At 67.2% G+C, this 16,250-nt stretch carries 17 protein-coding genes; 11 read left to right on the top strand and 6 right to left on the bottom strand.

All coding sequences use genetic code 11. From position 1 onward, the window contains the following. Positions 1-39: 39 nt before the first annotated feature. The 7 genes from N5E02_RS06535 to N5E02_RS06565 all read left to right on the top strand — a co-directional run bounded on the left by N5E02_RS06535 (position 40) and on the right by N5E02_RS06565 (position 6,682). On the top strand, positions 40-1,572 hold the full coding sequence (locus N5E02_RS06535) for an aldehyde dehydrogenase family protein (RefSeq protein ID WP_005416301.1): 1,533 nt from the start codon (positions 40-42) through the stop codon (positions 1,570-1,572). Next, complete coding sequence (locus tag N5E02_RS06540; protein ID WP_032954130.1) at positions 1,572-2,411, top strand: SDR family NAD(P)-dependent oxidoreductase; 840 nt, start codon at positions 1,572-1,574, stop codon at positions 2,409-2,411. Before N5E02_RS06535 ends, N5E02_RS06540 begins: the two co-directional genes overlap by 1 nt. A 160-nt stretch (positions 2,412-2,571) precedes the next feature. Then, complete coding sequence (locus tag N5E02_RS06545; RefSeq protein WP_005416299.1) at positions 2,572-2,856, top strand: DUF4190 domain-containing protein; 285 nt, start codon at positions 2,572-2,574, stop codon at positions 2,854-2,856. Between the two features lie 4 nt (positions 2,857-2,860). Beyond that, positions 2,861-3,631 carry a class I SAM-dependent methyltransferase gene (locus N5E02_RS06550; protein WP_065177505.1) on the top strand — a complete coding sequence of 257 codons (771 nt, stop codon included), beginning with the start codon at positions 2,861-2,863 and terminating at the stop codon, positions 3,629-3,631. 8 nt (positions 3,632-3,639) lie between these two features. Continuing rightward, complete coding sequence (locus tag N5E02_RS06555; protein WP_061477858.1) at positions 3,640-4,695, top strand: quinone-dependent dihydroorotate dehydrogenase; 1,056 nt, start codon at positions 3,640-3,642, stop codon at positions 4,693-4,695. An 8-nt stretch (positions 4,696-4,703) separates the two neighbouring features. Beyond that, positions 4,704-5,765 carry a UDP-N-acetylmuramate dehydrogenase gene (gene murB, locus N5E02_RS06560; RefSeq protein ID WP_065177504.1) on the top strand — a complete coding sequence of 354 codons (1,062 nt, stop codon included), beginning with the start codon at positions 4,704-4,706 and terminating at the stop codon, positions 5,763-5,765. 29 nt (positions 5,766-5,794) lie between these two features. Then, positions 5,795-6,682, top strand: a complete 888-nt coding sequence (locus tag N5E02_RS06565) for a DMT family transporter (RefSeq protein WP_065185121.1) — start codon at positions 5,795-5,797, stop codon at positions 6,680-6,682. 118 nt (positions 6,683-6,800) lie between these two features. Here the strand turns inward: N5E02_RS06565 and N5E02_RS06570 are convergent, their stop codons facing one another. From N5E02_RS06570 to N5E02_RS06580, 3 genes are all read right to left on the bottom strand, one after another. Next, entirely contained in the window at positions 6,801-7,805 is a 1,005-nt protein-coding gene (locus N5E02_RS06570; RefSeq protein WP_005416294.1) for an aminoglycoside phosphotransferase family protein, read from the bottom strand. A 99-nt stretch (positions 7,806-7,904) separates the two neighbouring features. Next, entirely contained in the window at positions 7,905-8,939 is a 1,035-nt protein-coding gene (locus N5E02_RS06575) for a heparan-alpha-glucosaminide N-acetyltransferase domain-containing protein (protein ID WP_139727022.1), read from the bottom strand. Beyond that, a complete protein-coding gene (locus N5E02_RS06580) occupies positions 8,936-9,526 on the bottom strand; it encodes a TetR/AcrR family transcriptional regulator (protein WP_111129081.1) in 591 nt (196 codons plus the stop codon). Before N5E02_RS06580 ends, N5E02_RS06575 begins: the two co-directional genes overlap by 4 nt. Positions 9,527-9,671: 145 nt before the next feature. On the opposite strand from N5E02_RS06580, the gene N5E02_RS06585 reads away from it, so the two are divergent. Then, positions 9,672-10,097, top strand: coding sequence for a DoxX family protein (locus tag N5E02_RS06585; protein WP_005416291.1), 426 nt, complete (start codon positions 9,672-9,674; stop codon positions 10,095-10,097). Here the strand turns inward: N5E02_RS06585 and N5E02_RS06590 are convergent. After that, positions 10,070-10,873, bottom strand: a complete 804-nt coding sequence (locus N5E02_RS06590; RefSeq protein WP_164229544.1) for an APH(3')-II family aminoglycoside O-phosphotransferase — start codon at positions 10,871-10,873, stop codon at positions 10,070-10,072. The two genes, N5E02_RS06585 and N5E02_RS06590, sit on opposite strands and share 28 nt — an antisense overlap. A gap of 278 nt (positions 10,874-11,151) precedes the next feature. Between N5E02_RS06590 and N5E02_RS06595 the strand changes: the two genes are divergently transcribed. Together N5E02_RS06595 and N5E02_RS06600 are read left to right on the top strand one after the other, a co-directional pair. Beyond that, positions 11,152-11,868 carry an SDR family NAD(P)-dependent oxidoreductase gene (locus N5E02_RS06595; protein WP_095377703.1) on the top strand — a complete coding sequence of 239 codons (717 nt, stop codon included), beginning with the start codon at positions 11,152-11,154 and terminating at the stop codon, positions 11,866-11,868. Between the two features lie 96 nt (positions 11,869-11,964). After that, positions 11,965-13,911: a GGDEF domain-containing phosphodiesterase gene (locus N5E02_RS06600; protein WP_279946092.1), complete on the top strand. Its 1,947-nt coding sequence runs from the start codon at positions 11,965-11,967 to the stop codon at positions 13,909-13,911. Here N5E02_RS06600 and N5E02_RS06605 read toward each other — a convergent pair. Further along, positions 13,908-14,519, bottom strand: a complete 612-nt coding sequence (locus N5E02_RS06605) for a TetR/AcrR family transcriptional regulator (protein ID WP_005416287.1) — start codon at positions 14,517-14,519, stop codon at positions 13,908-13,910. The two genes, N5E02_RS06600 and N5E02_RS06605, sit on opposite strands and share 4 nt — an antisense overlap. Positions 14,520-14,624: 105 nt before the next feature. On the opposite strand from N5E02_RS06605, the gene N5E02_RS06610 reads away from it, so the two are divergent. Beyond that, positions 14,625-15,701, top strand: coding sequence for an MBL fold metallo-hydrolase (locus N5E02_RS06610; protein WP_065185131.1), 1,077 nt, complete (start codon positions 14,625-14,627; stop codon positions 15,699-15,701). A gap of 27 nt (positions 15,702-15,728) precedes the next feature. On the opposite strand, the gene N5E02_RS06615 is transcribed toward N5E02_RS06610, so the two are convergent. Beyond that, on the bottom strand, positions 15,729-16,226 hold the full coding sequence (locus tag N5E02_RS06615; RefSeq protein ID WP_005416285.1) for a hypothetical protein: 498 nt from the start codon (positions 16,224-16,226) through the stop codon (positions 15,729-15,731). Between the last annotated feature and the right edge of the window lie 24 nt (positions 16,227-16,250).

The raw sequence follows: 16,250 nt of genomic DNA on the forward strand, positions 1-16,250 counted from the left end.
CGATGGCGCCAAACAACGTAACGAAACACAGGAGTCTGCATGTCTTCCGAGCTGCTCAAGTCCCTTGGCCTGGACGCGATCAACGCTGGCACGTACCTGGGCAACGGGGAGTGGTCGAGCGCGACCAGCGGTGAGCTGATCACCCCGGTCAACCCGACCACCGGCGAGCCGATCGCGCAGGTCCGCGCCACCACCGAGGCCGAGTACGAGACCGTCGTCGCCCGCGCCCAGGAAGCCTTCAAGGTCTGGCGTACCACGCCGGCGCCGCGCCGCGGTGAAGCCGTGCGCCTGTGCGGTGAAGCGCTGCGCAGGCACAAGGACGCCCTGGGTTCGCTGGTTGCCCTGGAAATGGGCAAGAGCAAGCCGGAAGGCGATGGCGAGGTGCAGGAGATGATCGACATCGCCGATTTCGCCGTGGGCCAGAGCCGCATGCTGTACGGCTACACCATGCATTCCGAGCGTCCCGGCCACCGCATGTACGAGCAGTACCATCCGCTGGGCCTGGTCGGCATCATCTCGGCCTTCAACTTCCCGGTCGCGGTGTGGAGCTGGAACTCGTTCCTGGCGGCGATCTGTGGCGACGTGTGCATCTGGAAGCCGTCCAACAAGACGCCGCTGACCGCCATCGCCTCGCTGAAGATCTGCAACGATGCCCTGCGCGAAGCGGGCTTCCCGGACATCTTCTTCCTGATCAACGATGCCGGCACCGCGCTGTCGGAAAAGATGGTCGATGACCGCCGCGTGCCGCTGATCAGCTTCACCGGCTCGACCCAGGTCGGCCGCACCGTCAACGAGAAGGTCGCACGCCGCCTCGGCCGCTGCCTGCTGGAACTGGGCGGCAACAACGCGATCATCCTGGACGAAACCGCCGACCTGAAGCTGGCCGTGCCGGGCATCGTGTTCGGTGCGGTCGGCACTGCCGGCCAGCGTTGCACCACCACCCGCCGCCTGATCGTGCACCGCTCGATCTACGCCGACGTGCTGGCCACCCTGGTCAAGGCCTACAAGCAGGTGGAAGGCAAGATCGGCGATCCGACCGATGCCGCCAACCTGATGGGCCCGCTGAACAGCGAAGGCGCCGTGCAGCAGTTCCTCGATGCCATTGCCCAGGCCAAGGCGGCCGGCGGCACCATCGAGACCGGCGGCACCCGCATCGACCGCGCCGGCAACTTCGTGCTGCCTGCAATCGTCACGGGCCTGAAGAACAGCGACGCGGTGGTCCAGCACGAGACCTTCGCACCGATCCTGTACGTGATGCCGTACGACACCCTCGACGAAGCCATCGACATGCAGAACGGCGTGCCCCAGGGCCTGTCGTCCTCGATCTTCACCCAGAACCTGAAGACCGCCGAGAAGTTCCTGTCGGCCGCCGGCAGCGACTGCGGCATCGCCAACATCAACATCGGCACGTCCGGTGCGGAGATCGGCGGCGCCTTCGGTGGCGAGAAGGACACCGGCGGTGGCCGCGAGTCCGGTTCGGATGCCTGGAAGGTCTACATGCGCCGCCAGACCAACACCATCAACTATTCGGATTCGCTGCCGCTGGCGCAGGGCATCAAGTTCGACCTGTGATGGCAAGCGACGCAGACACGTCTGTGGGTCAGAGCCCCTCCGGGGATCTGAGCCATGCCCAGGGTCGGATCCCCGCAGGGGCTCCGATCCTCGATTTCAGCGGCCGCCGCGTGCTCATTGCCGGCGGCAGCAAGGGCATTGGTCGTGAAATGGCACTGGCCTTTGCGGGTGCCGGTGCGCAGGTCTCGGTCTGCGCGCGCGGCCAGGCCGGCCTGGAGGCCCTGCGCACCGATGCACAGGCGCAGGGCACGCCATTGCATGCGTTTTCCACCGATCTGGCCGATCCCGGCCAGATCCAGGCCTGGCTGCAGGCCGCCGCCGATGCCTTCGGCGGCATCGATGTGCTGGTCAACAATGCCACCGGCTACGGCATGGCCGACAATGAGGAGGGCTGGTCCGCGAGCCTGCAGATCGACCTGATGGCGGCGGTGCGTGCCTCACGCCTGGCCCTGCCCTGGCTGCGCGCATCCAGCGATGCCTGCATCCTCAATCTGTCGTCGATTGCCGCGCAGCAGCCGCGCCCCGGTGGCGCGCCCTACGCCGCTGCCAAGGCCGCGCTTTCGCACTACACCACCTCGCAGGCGCTGGCGCTGGCCAAGGACCGGATCCGGGTCAACGCCATCGCACCGGGCTCGATCGAGTTCGATGACGGGCTCTGGGACCGTCGCCGCATCGAGGATCCAGCGCTGTACCACGGCACCCTGGCGAAGATCCCGTTCGGTCGCTTTGGCCACCCGCGTGAGATCGCCGACGCCGCCCTGTTCCTGTGCTCGCCACTGGCGCGCTGGGTTACCGGCAGCGTGCTCAACGTGGATGGCGGCCAGGTGTTGATGGGCTGAATTTGTAGAGCCGAGCCCATGCTCGGCTTGCACGCAAGACGCGGTCGATCCCGCATGAGCCCAAGGGGGCAGCCGAGCATGGGCTCGGCTCTACAGGGCACTGCCCATGGGATTGCCCGGGCAGAGGCACTATCATGTGCATACTGCCAAGGAGGACCCGATGAGCGTGGCACCCCGACAGACAAGCGCCCTGGCCGTGGTCAGCCTGGTCATGGGCATCGCCAGCTGGACCGTCCTGCCCTTCGTGGCCAGCATCGTCGCCATCATCACCGGCCACATGGCCCGCGCCGAGATCCGCCGCCGCCCGCATGAACTGGAAGGCGACGGCCTGGCCGTTACCGGCCTGGTGCTGGGCTGGGTCATGGTCGGCGCCGTGCTTGCCGCCGTCCTGGTCTTCATCCTGTTCTTCGGCGGCCTGGCATGGCTGGCGGCGGTGTCGAACTGACGCCATGACCGCCTCCGACAGCACTGAACGCTTCAGCAGCCGCGTCGCCGACTACGTCCGCTACCGGCCCGACTACCCGCCCGCACTGCTGGACTGGCTGCACGGCCCGATGGGCGTCAGCCACCAGGCCCGTGTCGCCGACATCGGCGCCGGCACCGGCATCTCCAGCCGTCCGTTTCTCGCCAGCGGTCATCCGCTGGTGGCGGTCGAGCCCAACGCTGCGATGCGCGCCGCCGCCGAACAGTGGCTGGCACCGCAGTACCCGCAGTTCCGTGCGGTGGACGGCCGCGCCGAGGCCACCACACTGGACGATGCCAGCATCGATCTGGTCAGCGTCGCGCAGGCCTTTCACTGGTTCGACACCGTGGCGGTGCGCGCCGAGTGGCAGCGCATCCTGCGCCCCGGTGGCCAGGCACTGATCTACTGGAATTCGCGCCTGCTCGATGCCAGCCCGTTCCTGATCGGCTACGAACAGTTGCTGCTGGACTATGGCACCGACTACACCGCTGTGGCCGAGCGCTACCAGGACGATGCCACCATGCAGGCCTGGTTCGGCCCCGGCCTGCGCGGCAGGGTAGAGCTGTCGAACGTGCAGCATCTGGAGTTCGACGCCCTGCGCGGGCGCCTGCTGTCCTCCTCCTACGCACCCCAATCCGGTCATCCCCGCCACGCGGCGATGATCGACGCTTTGCAGGACCTGTTCGCCGCCCATGCGGTGGACGGCCAGGTCGCTTTTGAATATCGAACCCGAGCCTTCCTCGGCACGCTGGACTGAACCGACGCATGTATTCGCTTGCCCGCCCCTTCCTGTTCTCGCTCGACGCCGAGCGCGCCCACGGCCTCGGCCTGTCCGCACTGGACCTGGCCTATCGCACCGGCACCACGCCGCTGCTGGCCGCACGCATCGCGCCGATGCCCAGCACGGTGTTCGGGCTGACCTTCCCCAATCCGGTCGGCCTGGCCGCCGGCCTGGACAAGAACGGCGAGCACATCGATGCACTGTTCGCGCTCGGCTTCGGCTTCGTCGAAATCGGCACCATCACCCCGCGCCCGCAGGCCGGCAATCCGCAACCGCGCCTGTTCCGCCTGCCGGAACACAACGCCATCATCAACCGCATGGGCTTCAACAATGCGGGCGTGGATGCGCTGGTGCGCAACGTCGAGCGCGCGCGCAACCGCCGCGGCCTGCTCGGCATCAACATCGGCAAGAACAAAGACACACCCAACGAACAGGCCGTGGACGATTACATCGCCTGCCTGGACAAGGTGTACCCGCTGGCCGATTACATCACCGTCAACATCTCCTCGCCCAACACCGCCGGCCTGCGTGAGCTGCAGGAAGAGACCGCGCTGCGCCAGCTGGTCAGCCAGTTGCGCGACCGCCAGGAAGACCTTGCTGCCCGCCACGGCCGACGCGTGCCGATGCTGGTGAAGGTGGCGCCGGACCTCAGCGAACGCGATATCGACGCCGCCGCCCGCGTGCTGGGCGAACTGCAGGTGGACGGCGTGATCGCCACCAACACCACCATCGACCACAGCAAGGTGGCCGGCGATCCGCTGGCCAATGAGGCTGGCGGCCTGTCCGGTGCACCGGTGCTGGAGCAGTCCACGCTGGTGCTGCGCCGCCTGCGCGCGCGCCTGCCCGAATCGGTGCCGCTGGTCGGCGTCGGCGGCATCCTGTCCGGCGCCGATGCAGTAGCCAAGATGGCGGCCGGTGCCGCACTGGTGCAGTGCTACAGCGGCCTGATCTTCCGTGGACCGGCGCTGGTTTCCGAATGCGTCGAGGCGATCCGTCGCCGCCGCGAAGCGCCGAGCCGCGGCGCGGTGGCCCCGCTGTGAGCGCGCCCATGGATACCATCGACGGCAACGCCCCGCTGCGCTGGACGCTCACCCGCAATGCGCCGCTGCAGGCGCTGAATACCTTCCACGTGCAGGCCAGCGCCGCGCAGCTGCTGGAACTGCACGATGCCGCGCTGCTGCCGGAGGTGCTGGCATTGCCCGAGGTGGCCAGCGACCCACTGCTGGTGCTGGGCAGCGGCAGCAACGTTCTGATCGCCGAGGACCTGCCGGGCACCGTACTGGTGTTCGGCAACCGTGACATCAGTTTCCTTGAACACCGCGCCGACCATGCCGTGATCCGTGCCGGCGCCGGCGTGCCGTGGCATGGCCTGGTGATGTGGTCGCTGCAGGAAGGCCTGTCCGGGCTGGAGAACCTGGCGCTGATTCCCGGCACCGCCGGTGCCGCGCCGATCCAGAACATCGGCGCCTATGGCGCGCAGGTCGGCGAGTTCATCCAGGCCGTCGAGGCCTGGGACTGCCAGCAACAGGCCTGGGTACGGCTGGACAACGAACAGTGTGGCTTCGCCTACCGCGACAGCGTGTTCAAGCAGCAACCGGATCGCTACCTGATCACCGCCATCGAACTGAAGCTGCCACTGCTGCACGATCTGCGCATGGACTACGCCGGCATCCGCGAGGAACTGCAGGCACAGGGCGTGGAGCTGCCGAGCGCAGTGGACGTTGCCAATGCCGTGATCGCGATCCGCCGCCGCAAGCTGCCCGACCCGGATGTACTGGGCAACGCCGGCAGCTTCTTCAAAAACCCGGTGCTGCCGCTGGAACAGGTCGACGTGCTGCTGCAGCACTTCCCCGACCTGCCGGTGTTCCCGGCCGAGCAGGACGGCAAGCGCAAGGTCTCGGCGGCATGGATGATCGAGTCCTGCGGCTGGAAGGGCTTCCGCGAAGGCGATGCCGGCGTGGCCCCCAGCCACGCGCTGGTACTGGTCAACCACGGCAATGCCAGCGGTGCTGAGCTGCTGGCGCTGGCGCGCCGCATCTCGGCCTCGGTGCTGGAGAAGTTCGGCGTGCCGATCGAACCGGAGCCCCGCCTGCTCGGCGCACAGTGGTGAACACCCCCGCCCTTTCCCCAAGCGCCCCGATGCGGGCGGCGCTGCTGATGCTTGGCAGCACGATGGCATTCGGCCTGATGGCGGTCGCGATCCGCTACGCCACCCGGTACGTGCCAACCCAGGAAGTGGCGTTCTTCCGCAATGCCTTCGGCCTGCTGGCGTTGCTGCCGATGCTGCTGCGGCCGGGCCGTGCTCCGCTGAAGACGCGGCAGCTGCCGCGCTATTTCGTGCGCAGTGCGATCGGCCTGGGCTCGATGCTGTGCGCGTTCTGGGCGCTGGGCCACCTGCCGTTGGCGCAAGCGGTGTCGCTGTCGTACTCCACGCCACTGTTCGTCACGATTGCCGCCGTGCTGTGGCTGGGTGAAACCGTGCGCGTGCGCCGCTGGGCCGCGGTCGTGATCGGCTTCATCGGTGTGCTGGTGATCGTGCGACCCGGTACCGCCGGCTTCACCGCGGGCAGCCTGGTCGCCGTGGCCGCCGCGGTGCTCAGTTCGCTGGTGGCGATCCAGATCAAGCAGCTCACCCGCGTCGACAGCGCCGATACCGTGGTGCTCTACACCTACGTGTTCTGGGTGCCGCTGTCGCTGGTTCCGGCGCTGTTCGTCTGGGTCTGGCCGAGCGGCATGGCCTGGCTGTGGCTGCTGGCCACCGGCGTGCTCGGCACCATCGGCCAGCTGTTGTGGACGCGGGCGCTGCGCCTGGGTGAAGTCTCGGCGCTGACCCCGATCAGCTTCCTGCAGCTGCCGCTGGTGACGCTGTTCGGCTGGCTGCTGTTCAACGAAAGCGTGGACCGCTGGACGATCATCGGCGCCGGCATCATCCTCGCCGCCAACGCCTACATTGCCCACCGCGAGGCCGTGCTGTCGCGCCGCGCCGCCAGCGCAGCCGCCTCATCAGCGGCGAAGCCCGCCGAGTAAATCCGCGCCACGCGTGGATGACGCTGCACTCCTCTGTAGAGCCGAGCCTACGCTCGGCTGCTCTTCGCGCCTCCACCGTTGACTGAGCGCGCAGGGTTCATCCACGCATGGCGTGGATCTACAGCGCGCGATACACCCGCTCGGCCGCGTCGAACACATTGCCCGGTGCGAACTGTTCGCTGAGGAAATGCAGCGACTGCCGGCGCAGCTGCGGCGACCGGTCCTCTCCATCGCTGCCCAGCAGGACCTGCTGGAACTCGATCAGGTCCTGCAGGATGCGCCAGTGACGGTACCAGGCGATCCAGCGAGGGTCGCCGCGGTCGCTGCCATAGCCTTCCTCGAATCCCAACGGGTTCTCGCGGCCCCAGCGCCCGCCGACAGCGCCACCGATGAACATCAGGTCGCGCTCGCGCGGTGCCAGCGACAGGCCATCCCAGTCGATCAGGTGCAGGCCGCCGTCATTGCCCATCAGCAGATTGCCGGCATGAAGGTCGGTGTGGCACAGGTGCAGCCGCACCGGCACATCCTGCAACGCCGCGTGCAGCTGCAGTGCCTGCGCGTGCAGCGCCGCGATGCGCGCGTGCTGCTGGTCCCAGACGGAAACGAAGGCACGGCCCAGCCCATCCTTGGCAGCCGCCAGGCCTTCGCCGGCCAGCCACTGCCCGACGGTATCAAGCGCCGCGGTTTCCATCCGGATGCTTGGCAGCGCTTCCTGCAGCGCCGGTGGCGGGCACGCCTCGTGCAGGCGCCGCAGCACCTCGCCCAACCGTTGCCATTGCGTGCGGCTCAATGCCGCCTCGAAACCGGACTGGCCTTCCACATACGGGAACAGGGTGAACTGCAGGCCCCAGCGCTGCACCGATGCCCCGCCGGTCAACGCCGGCCAGGGCGCAACGATCTCCTCGATACCCAGCGTGCCGCGCAGCCAATGCAGGGTGTCCCAGACGGCAGGGGCCACCTGATAACTGCGGCATTTCAACCACCACTGCCCGCGCCGTGCATCGATGCGATACACGCTGGCGTTGGCATCGGCGCCAACCGGGCGTGGCACCACGGCGGTCGCGGTGATGCCATAGGATTGCTGGAGGACTTCGCCGAGATGCTGCGCCGAAGCGGATGACATGGATGCAAGCAGTAAGTGTTATCTGCGACAACTATCGCAGATGTGCCCGCCACGACACAGACATGTCCGTCACAACATCGTGCCTGCGCGACCAACGTGCTAGCCGGCGACGCGACGCATCACCGCTTCCAATGGCCCCCGCGTGAACCGCCACGACCACAGCCACGCTGCGCCCGTGGCCAGCATCAGGAACAACAGCGCCCACAGCAGCACGGTCGGTAGCGACGCGCTGCCATCGAGCAGCCCCAACCATTCCAGCGTACCCATGCCCAGCAGGATGTGGCCGACGTAGAGGGTCAGGGTCATTCGCCCTGCTGCAGTCAGCGGTTCCAGCCAATCCCCCGGATACCGGCGGCTGATCCAGAGGCACGCGGCAATCGCGCTGCAGGCTGCGCCCGCACCGGTCAACACGTAGGCCGGTCCCGGCGGCATCGGCTGCGTTCCCAGCCACGGCTGCCAGGGCGTTCCCTGCGCAAGCTGCTGCACGGCCTGGCCTGCGCCGATCAGCAGCAGGCCCGCCAGCAGCAACGCACGCTGCACCCGCGCTTGTGACAACGGCAGGCGCGCCAGCAGCATGCCCAGCAGGAAGAAGCACATCCAGGGCAGCAAGGGATGGAAGCCGTTGAACAACAGGTTGCGCGCGGCACCCGGCCACTGCCAGAGACCGGCATACTCCAGCGTCTGCCAGTTCCAGCCCTGGCTGTAATTCCAGTGCAGCAGTGCCCAGAACGACCCGGCCGCCAGGCCGGCGATGCTGGCCAGCAGCACCCGTGACGACGCACGCAGCCACAGCACCGCCAGCGCGAAGTACACCGCGTAGTAGTGCAGGATGTCGGCCGGGAACAGGGTCAGGTTGAGCAGGCCCAGTACCAGCAGGAACAGCGCGCGCCGCCAGGTCTGCGCGCCGGCCGGCATCCAGCCAAGGCGCTGTGTGGCCAGTACCAGGCCAAGTCCGGCCAGGGTGACGAAGGTCGCAGAGGCCTTGCCTTCCAGCAGATGGAAGAAGCCGGCCAGCCAACCCTGACCCTCTGCCGGCACGGCCATCGCCAGGCGGAAATTGACCAGCACCATGCCGGCCAGCGCCAGATACCGTGCCAGATCGAGGCCGTGCAATCGCCGCTCAACCGCGCTCATGCGCGTGCACCGAGCAGCAGCGCGAGCAGGCCAGGGTCCAGCGGAGCCTCATCGGTGCCACCGGCTTCGCCCAGCCCGCGACGCAGCGCATCGCTTTCGATGGCATCCAGCAGCACCTGCGCCTGCAGTGCCGGGGCCAGCACGGGACGCCGACGTTCACGCTGTGCCACCTGCTGCAGCGCTTCGGCCAGTACAGCCTGCAACTGCCTGCGATTGGCCGCAAATGCCTCGGCCACGGCCCGATTGCGTGCGCTCTCGGCCAGCACTTCGACGGCGAGCGTCGCCCATTCCGGATGGCTGCACAGCGTGTGGAAGTCCTGCAGGAACGCCAGCACCTGCGTGCGATCACCGTCGGCCACGGCCAGCCGCTGCAGCAACGGCGCCAATTCCTCGCTCTCGGCCACGGCCACTGCAAGGATGATCGCTTCCTTGCCAGGGAAGTGGTTGTAGAGATTGCCCAGGCTGACGTCGGCCGCCTGCGCGATGTCACGCATGCTGGTCTGGTGGAATCCCTTGGCGAGGAAGCACTGCAGGGCGGCCTGCAGGATCTGCGCGTTGCGTTGCGCGTTGCGGTCGGCTCGGTTCATGGCGCCAATAATGAACGAACGTTCGTCCATATGGAAGATGGCAACCCGGCCAACCAGCGAGTTCCGTTCAGCCGGCCCTTGACCTCAACTGCGGTTGAGGCCCGATGCTGCGCGGCCCGTTCCAAGCCCAACCCGGAGAGACTTCATGCCGCGGATGATCACCGCCCTGCTCGACAGCCGCGTGCTGTGGTTCCTGGCCCGACTGCTGCTGGCCGTGGTGTTCCTGTCATCGGGTCTGGCCAAGCTGCTGGCGTGGGACAACAGCGTGGCCGAAATGCAGGCGGCCGGGCTGCAACCGCCTGTGCTGTTCAACCTCGCCAGCGCCGTGGTGCTGCTGGGTGGCTCACTGTGCCTGCTACTTGATCGCCTGCTCTGGCTGGGCAGCGGCGCGCTGGCGGTGTTCATGCTGCTGACCATCGCCATCGTGCATGCCTTCTGGACCAAGCACGGCGCGGAACAGCAGCTGGCCCTGTTCTTCGCACTGGAACACCTGAGCGTGATCGGTGGGCTGATCTGCGCGGCCATCGCCAGCCGCGCGCGGGCTCAGAAGAACTCGTCGAGCAGCCGGTAGAACGCCAACCGGCGCTCGTCCGCTACAGCGCCGTAGCGTTGGAACAACGGCGTGACCCAACGCGTATCACCGAAGTTGTGGACCAGGCTGCGCGCGGCCAGCGCCAGGTCCTGGTAACGGTCGGCCACGCCCAGCCGCCCACAGTCGATGAAACCGCTGAAACGCCCCTCGGCCACCATCAGATTCGGAAGGCAGGCATCGCCATGACTGACCACCAGATCTTCATGATCGGGACGATTGCTGCACAGTTGGGCGAAGACCTGCTGTGGACTCTGTCCCAGGCGTTCGTCATCGAAGTCATCGGCGTCCACGCGCCCCGCCTCGACCCGTGCCTGCGCGGCCGGCAGGCGCGAGGCCAGCCGCTGATCGAACGGACAGGCTGCTACCGGCAACGCATGCAGCCCGCGCAGCGCGTCGGCCAGTATCTCCACCCGTTGCTGCGGCGCGAGTTCCGGCGACGAAGCCAGATCGCGGCCAGGCAGCGCGCTCATCAGCAACCAGCGCCGGCCCGCTTCTTCAGCCGTGGCAATCACCGTTGGCGCCGGCTGCCCCTGTGCCTGCAACCAGCGCAGGCGCGCGATCTCATCGCCCAGCTCACTGAAGGCGTCGATCAGTTCCGACTTGACGAAGGCATCGGGGCGGCCCGGCCGCTGCACGCGGGCAACGTCGGCCCGCGAAACACCCATCGACTGCCGCTCGATGCGCGCATCGGCCAACGCTTTCTGCCACGCCAACGGCAGCGGCATGCCATCAGGGGTGGCGTTGTGCTCGTCCATGCCAGGAGATTCCTGTTGCCGGTGACCCTACGCATTCTCGCTCATCCTGGCGCACATCGCCCCCCGTGCGGGAGGCAGCCTGAGCGAGCTGACCGGGCCGTCGGCGGCCACTGCGTCCCAGCGCCTGCAGCAGCGACGGCTGCTGCCACGGTACCGGTGCCAGTTCGACGACACGGCCTCGACCCTTACCGCCGAACGCGGCGGCCTGCGCGCGTTCGCCAAGTGGAGCACCGTTCTGGCAGCCGATCGTGGCTGCCGCAGTACAACGAGGAAGCAACATGAAACTGATGGTCATCGGCGCCAGCAAGGGCCTGGGCCGCGCGTTCGTGGAAGGCCTCTGTGCCACGGGTGACACTGTGATTGGTGTCTCGCGCAACCGCCCGTGCGGCATCGCCTGCGCTGACGGCGTCACCCTGCAATGGATCGAAGCAGACCTGTCCCGGCCGACCGTGGCTGCCGACCACATCGCAGCGCAGGCACCGGCCGATATCGATGTGCTGATCCACAACCTGGGTATCTGGGAAGACAAGGCCTTCAGCGGCGAGTACGCCTTCCTCGATGAAAGCGACGCTGCACTCACGACGCTGGTCGACGTCAACATCACCGCGACCCTTGTACTGCTGCAACGCCTGCTGCCCCGCGTACTGGGCGCAGCGCGCCCGCAGCTGGTGCTGACCGGTTCGACCTCGGCCCTGCCTCGCAGTGGCCGCCCGGAAGTGGCGTTCGGCGCCTCGAAGTTCGCCCTCAACGGCATCGCCGATGCGCTGCGCGAAGGCTTCCGCGATCGCCGGCTGGCGGTGACCAGCCTGCAGTTGGGCTACCTCAACACCGACGACGCCTTGTCGGTGCCGGTGGCCGAGGCCGCAGCGCGCGGCGACGGTGAGCAGGTGCCGGTCCACGATGTCGTGGCCATGGTAAGCGCCCTGTTGCAGCTGTCATCCTCCGGCTTCGTGCGCGAACTGGTGCTGCCCGCCATCGCCGACCCGCGCTACTGACCTTGCCGGCCGCGGCAGAGCACCCTCAGTGGCCGCGCGCGCGGTCGTGGTTTACCCTGCTCGTCACTGGCCGTCGGTCACAGGCGGGAACCTGCTATGGATGCGCTTTCACGGGTCTCGGCCCAGGTCCTGGACAGCGCCCTGCCCAGCCTGCCGCTGTATCTGCTGCAGGCCACGGCAGTGATCGGCATGATCGGCGTGCTGCTGATCGCCACCCGTCGCGCCGGGCACGCCATAGAAGGCCGTCGCCTGTATGTCGGCGTAGCGCTGGGCCTGATCTACCTGTTCAATTCCTGGTTCGTGGCCCGTTATTCCCAGGGTGTCGTCAAACTGCACCTGGGCTTCGACATCCTACTGGTCAGTGGCCTGCTGGGCGGCTGGCGCGGCGGCTTGGCCTGCCTGGCTGCCGCCCTCCTGGCCCGCTACCAGTTCGTCGGTATCCCGTTCTTCCTGCCTGCCAGCCTTGAGGCCGTGTTGCAGATGGTGGCCGGCGTCTGGCTGCGCAGGCACCTGTACCCGCGCATGCTCAACGAGCTCTCGCCGCGCATGATCCTGCAGGCATGGTCCGTGCGCATCGGGGTAACCGCTCTGGGTTTGGCGCTGGGTGTGGCGATCATTGGCGCCGATCAACTGCCGGTGGCCGAGCTGGCGATCCAGCGCGTGCTGGCACTACCGGTCTCGCTGCTCGTGCTCGGCGCTGTGTTCGCGCTGGTCTACAACGATGCCCAGATCGATGCGCAACGCCAGCGCGAACAGGCCTGGCTCCGCATCGATCCGATCAGCGGGCTGCCCAACATGCGTGCGCTCGGTGAACGCCTGCAACAGTACTGGCGGGATAACGACGGCACGGGCAAGGCCTGCCTGATCGTGGCCGAGATGGGCAACCTGCGCGATCTGCGCCTGCGCTACGGGCCGTTGCAGGACAACGGCCTGTGGCAGCGCGACAGCACCGAGGAGGTGCATCGGTTGCTGCCCTCGCTGTCGGCTGCGCAGCTGGAGATGTACCAGTTCGGTGATGCCGCGCTGGCGATCCTGGTGCGCGGCCTGACCTTGTCCACACTGCGGACGCAACCGCAGATCACCGAGCTGGCCAGCAATCTGGCCGATCGGGTCGGCCGCGATTGGCCGGGCTTCCGGCCACTGTTCCGCTGTGCAGTGGTTGAATTGAAGCCCCCCGCTGATGCCGACGAAGGACATCTTCCGTTCCGCGCCATAACCGTGGCACTGAGCGCGATCGAGTCGGGCGTGGTGTTCTTCGATGACCCGATCCAGCGCGACAGCGAGATCGACGCCCTGATCGAGGCTGCGCTCGAGCACTGGCTGCAGCAGGGCAATGCGCCGCTGTGCTACCAGCCCAAGCATCGTCTGCAGGACCGCCAACTGGTCGGCGCCGAAGCACTGCTGCGCATGCGCGACGGCGAAGGCCGGCCGATTGCCCCGATGCGGGTGATCTCGCTGCTGCGCCGGCAGGGGCGGCTGGCAGACCTGGAATGGGCCACGCTGCGGTCGGCGGTGCACTTCCTGCAGCACTGCCGGCGGGACGGCGCGGCGCTGACAATTGCAGTCAATGTTTCAGCCGAATCGCTGCGCCTGCCCGACTTCGGCCTGCGCCTGCAGGAGCTGCTTCAGCTGCATGACATCCCCGGTGCGATGCTGCGCCTGGAGATCGTCGAATGGACCGAAATCGTCGAGCGCGACGTGGTCGATGCCAACATCGCACAGCTGCTGGCAGCCGGGGTCACCCTGTCGCTGGATGATTTCGGCGCCGGCTATTCAACCCTGATCCTGCTTTCGCAGCTGGCCATCGCCGAGGTCAAGATCGAGCAGGCGCTGATCGCCACGCTGTCCGACGCCAAGTCGCAGTCGATCGTGCGCTTCATCGTCGAGGTCGCGCACCGCTGCGGCGCGATCGTGGTGGCCGAGGGTACCGAGACCCTGGCCCAGGAACAGAAGCTGCGCGCACTCGGGGTGGATGTCGGCCAGGGCTACCTGTACTCGGCGGCGCTGCCGGCCGACGAGTTCCGTCGCTTCGCAGCCAGCTAGACCGCGTAGAACCCCAGGAACATCGCCACCGCCGATTCGGCCACGCGCGCACGTTCCTGCGCGGTCAACGGTGGCTGCCCCATCGTGACCTGCGGCCAGAACGCGAAGCTCTTCACCAGCCCATGCAACTGGTGGCCGGCAAAGTCCGGATCCACCTCGCGCAGGCGGCCATCGGCAATTGCTGCGCGGATCCAGGCACTCTCGCCACTTTCCTTCTCGCCCATGCGGCAGACGATGGCCTGCGCGCGCTCCGGTGAATGGATGATCTCGGCCATCGCGACCCGCGCCAGATCGATGAAATTCCCATCGCTGAGCAGGTCCAGCTTCTGGCCCAGCAACTGCAGCAGCTGCGTCTGCAGCGGCTGGTCGGCGCGGTACGGCAGTGCGTCGCTGGCCACGCTGCGCTCCCACAGCTCCTCCAGGATCATCGAGAACAGTGCTTCCTTGCTCGGGAAATGGTTGTAGACGGTGCGCTTGGAGACCCCCGCCGCCTCGGCGATGCGGTCCATGCTGGTCGCCTCGTAGCCCGATGCACGGAACTCCTCCACCGCCGCGCGCACGATGGCGTCACGTTTGCGGTCGGTCAGGCGTTGCGGGGGACGGGACATGGCGGGAACCGGATAACTGAACGGATGCCTCCATTTTACACTCGACAGTGTACTTTTTAAAAAACACGAAACTACACTGTGCAGTGTACCCAGCGGACGTCACCCATGAAGCGCCTGCTCCTTGTCCTCCTGCTCGGAATCCTCGCCGTGACCACCTACACCTTCTGCAAGTCCTGGTCCCTTCCCGACTTCCCCGATTCGCCGCAGTACCGTGATGGCAAGTTCCGCAATGCCCTGCCCCGTCCGGCGATGGGCCTGCGCGACGGCGCGGAGATCTGGTGGACGTTCCTGTTCAACAAGCCCAAGGGCACCGTGCCCGCGCACCCGATTCCGGTGAAGCCGCTGGACCGCGCCACGCTGGACGCCGCACCGGATCGCAGCCTGTTCCGGCTGGGGCACTCCACGATCCTGCTGAAGCTGCGTGGCCAGTACTGGCTGACCGATCCGGTGTTCTCCGAGCGCGCCTCGCCGGTGCAGTGGATGGGGCCGGCACGCTTCCATGCACCGCCGATCAGCATCGACGCGCTGCCGCCGATCGCCGGTGTGATCCTCTCGCACAACCACTATGACCACCTGGACCATGCCGCGGTCATGCAGCTGGCCGGCAAGACCGCGCGCTTCATCGCACCGCTTGGCGTTGGCGACCAGCTGGTCGCGTGGGGGGTGGATGCGCGCAAGGTCGAGCAGCTGGACTGGTGGCAATCCACCGAAGCCAACGGCCTGCGCCTGACCGCGACCCCGGGCCAGCACTTCTCCGGCCGCGGGCTGGGTGACAGCGACCGCAGCCTGTGGGCTTCATGGGTGATCCAGGACGGTGACTTCCGCATTTTCTTCAGCGGCGACACCGGCTACTTCGACGGCTTCAAGGCCATCGGCGAGAAATACGGTCCGTTCGACCTGACCATGATCGAGACCGGCGCCTATGATCGACGCTGGGCATTCGTGCACATGCAGCCGGAACAGACCCTGCAGGCGCACCTGGACCTGCGCGGCAAGTGGCTGCTGCCGATCCACAACGGCACCTTCGACCTGGCCCTGCACGCATGGCAGCAGCCATTCGAACGCATCACCGCGCTGGCCGCTGCAAACAATGTTGCAGTGGCTACGCCGATGATGGGCGAAGCACTGGACATGCAGGCGCCGCAGGCAGGTACGCGCTGGTGGGAGACGGTGGAGCTGTAATGCGGTGGGCTACAATTCTGGCCGCCGCTACGTCTTCGGGTGAAGCCTGCGCCCTTCCCGGGCCAGATTGATCTGTAGCGCAGCGGCGGCGAGCTCGGTCATTTCCGTCGTGACTTTCCCGCTGCCGCGCGCTCGCAGCCAACCGAGAATGTCGACGAGATGCCAGATCGAGGTCGAGCCGTCATGCACGGGGGATGGAAACGACTGCGGGTTGGCCAGCATGAGCTTCCGCATGTTCTGGCGCGACATTCCGAGCAGGTCTGCGACGTCAGTGAGCCCAACCAGATCGGGGCTCACTTCAACCAGTTCGGCACCGGGCACGGCCCGCTGCACATCGTCCAGCGCCGAACGCAGGGCAGCCCCTGCGCTATCTGCTTCGCGGCAGAACGCCAAGGCCAGCCGTCCCGGCAGCCCAAGGCCCACAAGCGCGTCGTCACAGCCGCCTTCGGCCAGGCGCTGCTCGAGGACACCGATTTCAATACCTGTGTCCGGCAAGCGGTACTTCAGGGTGAAGTTGAATTCCATGATTGACCCCTTCGCTTCTGACGA

The organism is Stenotrophomonas sp. GD03777, assembly GCF_029842485.1.
Classification (GTDB): Bacteria; Pseudomonadota; Gammaproteobacteria; order Xanthomonadales; family Xanthomonadaceae; genus Stenotrophomonas; species Stenotrophomonas sepilia.